Below are 2,175 nucleotides of genomic sequence, written 5' to 3'. Positions count from 1 at the left end.
CCCCCTTGCGGGGGAGATGGCCGGCAGGCCAGAGGGGGGTGTGAAGGAACTCGACGCCAGTGCTGTGCTCTAACGCGTCTCGCTCGTCGGAACACGATCCTATCCCGGCGCCCCAGCAACCGATCCCCTCACCACCAGATCCACCGGCCACACCTCGCCGCGCGCCCCTTCTTCCAGCCCCGATATCCGCGCCGCCAGGCGCTCGGCGACGCGTGCGCCGGCAAGGCGGATCGATGAGCGTGTCGTCGACAGCGGCACCGGAAAATTCTCCGGTCGCAGCCAGGGGAAGACGTCGTCATGGGCGACCAGAGACAGGTCACCGGGAATGGTGAGATCCAGATCGCGCACGGCGCGCACGACGCCGAGCGCCATGATCAGACTGGAGCAGACGATCGCGGTGGGAGCCTCGCTTTGCTCGAGCAGGCGGCGAGCGGCGCGATAGCCGTTCTCCTCGGTCATGGTCAGCGAGCAGATGTGGCGCTCGCCAAGCGTCAGGCCGCTGGCGGCCAGCGCCCGGCGCATGCCGCGCTCGCGGTGAATGGCGAAGGTCTCGCGGTCGTCGCCGTTGATCAGCGCCAGACGCTTGTGGCCGAGCTGCACGAGTATCCTGGCCGCCTCGTGGAAGGCGCCTTCATTGTCGATGTCGAGATAGGGATAGTCGAAATCGAAGCCCTCGCTGCGGCCATGGACGATGAAAGGGATGCCCAGCGTGTTCACCAGCGCCAGCCGCCGGTCGGCGGGGCGCGGCGAAGAGATGTAGACCGCGTCGACCTGCCGGTTGGCGACGATGCGCCGATAGGTGGTCTCCTGGTCGTCGGCATCGGCCGGCGACAGCACGAGATCGAGTTCGTGCGAGCGGGCATAGTCGCCGAGGCCGGAGAGGAACTCGACGAAATGCGGGTCGATGTCGACGGCATTGCCGGTCGGCAGCACGTAACCGATCATGCCCGACTTGCCGGTGGCCAGCCGCCGCGCGCTGGGGTTCGGCCGATAGCCATGGCGCTTGGCGGCATCCATCACGCGGCGCCGCGTCTCCTCGTTGACCTCCGGATAGCCGTTCAGCGCCCGGCTCACCGTGGTTTGAGAGAGCGACAGCATGTGCGACAGTTGCTTGAGGTTCATCCGAGGTCTCCAGCCTCAAAGCGCTTTAAATTTAAATTGATCCGATGATTGTTGGCGATGTCGCCGCACATGACGACCTTAGTGGCGGCCCATCGCAGTTTGAAGCAAAAATTGCTGCTGCAGTGCCAAAAAAGCATGCTGCAGCGCACTTTATGGCTGATGGAGTAGAACTTTAAATCGATTAGTACAGTAACCCTCTTGACTTCCGGTCAATTCGATGGCGAGATCAAAAAAGCCAAAGCGCTTTGGAAGACTCTCCGAAAGGTTGCGGTTGCCTTCTCGCTGAGTCACAGTTCCGCGGGCGTCGGCGGACGGGATGGAGGTTTCGTCCGAACTGTTTTCACCACTGGGAGGATTGCGATGAAGAAAATGCTTCTCTTGGGCGCCGCTTTCGCCGCGCTAGCCCTTAGCCTGCCGGCGCAAGCCGAACTGAAGTTCAAGCCGGGCGAGGACCCGCGCTTCCACTGGGCAAACTACGACGACCTCAAGAAAGTCGACCTCAAGGGCGAGACGCTGACCATCTTCGGGCCGTGGCGCGGCGAGGACGAGGGCCTGGTGCGCACCGTTCTCGAATACTTCCAGGAAGCCACCGGCGCCGAGATCAAATACTCCTCCTCGGAGAATTACGAACAGCAGATCGTCATCGACACCCAGGCCGGCAGCCCGCCCAACATCGCGGTGCTGCCGCAGCCCGGCCTGATCCAGGACCTGGCTTCCAAGGGCCTGCTCACTCCGCTCGGCGACGACACCGCCAAATGGGTGAAGGACAATTACGGCGCCGGCCAGTCATGGGTCGACCTCGGCACCTTCAAGGACAAGGACGGCAAGCCCGGCTTCTTCGCCTTCCCCTACAAGGCGGACGTGAAGTCGCTGGTCTGGTACTCGCCGGACAATTTCGAGGAAGCCGGCTACAAGGTGCCGAAGACGCAGGAAGAGCTCGCCGATCTCGAGAAGAAGATCATCGCCGACGGCGGCAAGCCCTGGTGCATCGGGCTCGGCTCCGGCGGCGCCACCGGCTGGCCGGCGACCGACTGGGTCGAGGACATCATGCTG

The 2,175-nt window shown here is 63.5% G+C and carries 2 protein-coding genes; one reads left to right on the top strand and one right to left on the bottom strand.

The genetic code is table 11. The annotated features are described in order from the left end of the window. Nucleotides 1–99 precede the first annotated feature (99 nt). Nucleotides 100–1,122 (bottom strand): substrate-binding domain-containing protein, encoded by a 1,023-nt coding sequence (locus EOA38_RS34450; protein WP_127301315.1) that lies wholly within the window; start codon nucleotides 1,120–1,122, stop codon nucleotides 100–102. 360 nt (nucleotides 1,123–1,482) lie between these two features. Here EOA38_RS34450 and EOA38_RS34445 point away from each other — a divergent pair. After that, nucleotides 1,483–2,175 (top strand): ABC transporter substrate-binding protein (locus EOA38_RS34445; RefSeq protein ID WP_145966223.1); only part of this gene is annotated, 693 nt, incomplete at its 3' end.

The organism is Mesorhizobium sp. M1E.F.Ca.ET.041.01.1.1, from assembly GCF_003997355.1.
In the GTDB taxonomy this organism is placed as follows: domain Bacteria; phylum Pseudomonadota; class Alphaproteobacteria; order Rhizobiales; family Rhizobiaceae; genus Mesorhizobium.
This window is presented reverse-complemented; position numbering and strand designations above follow the sequence as displayed.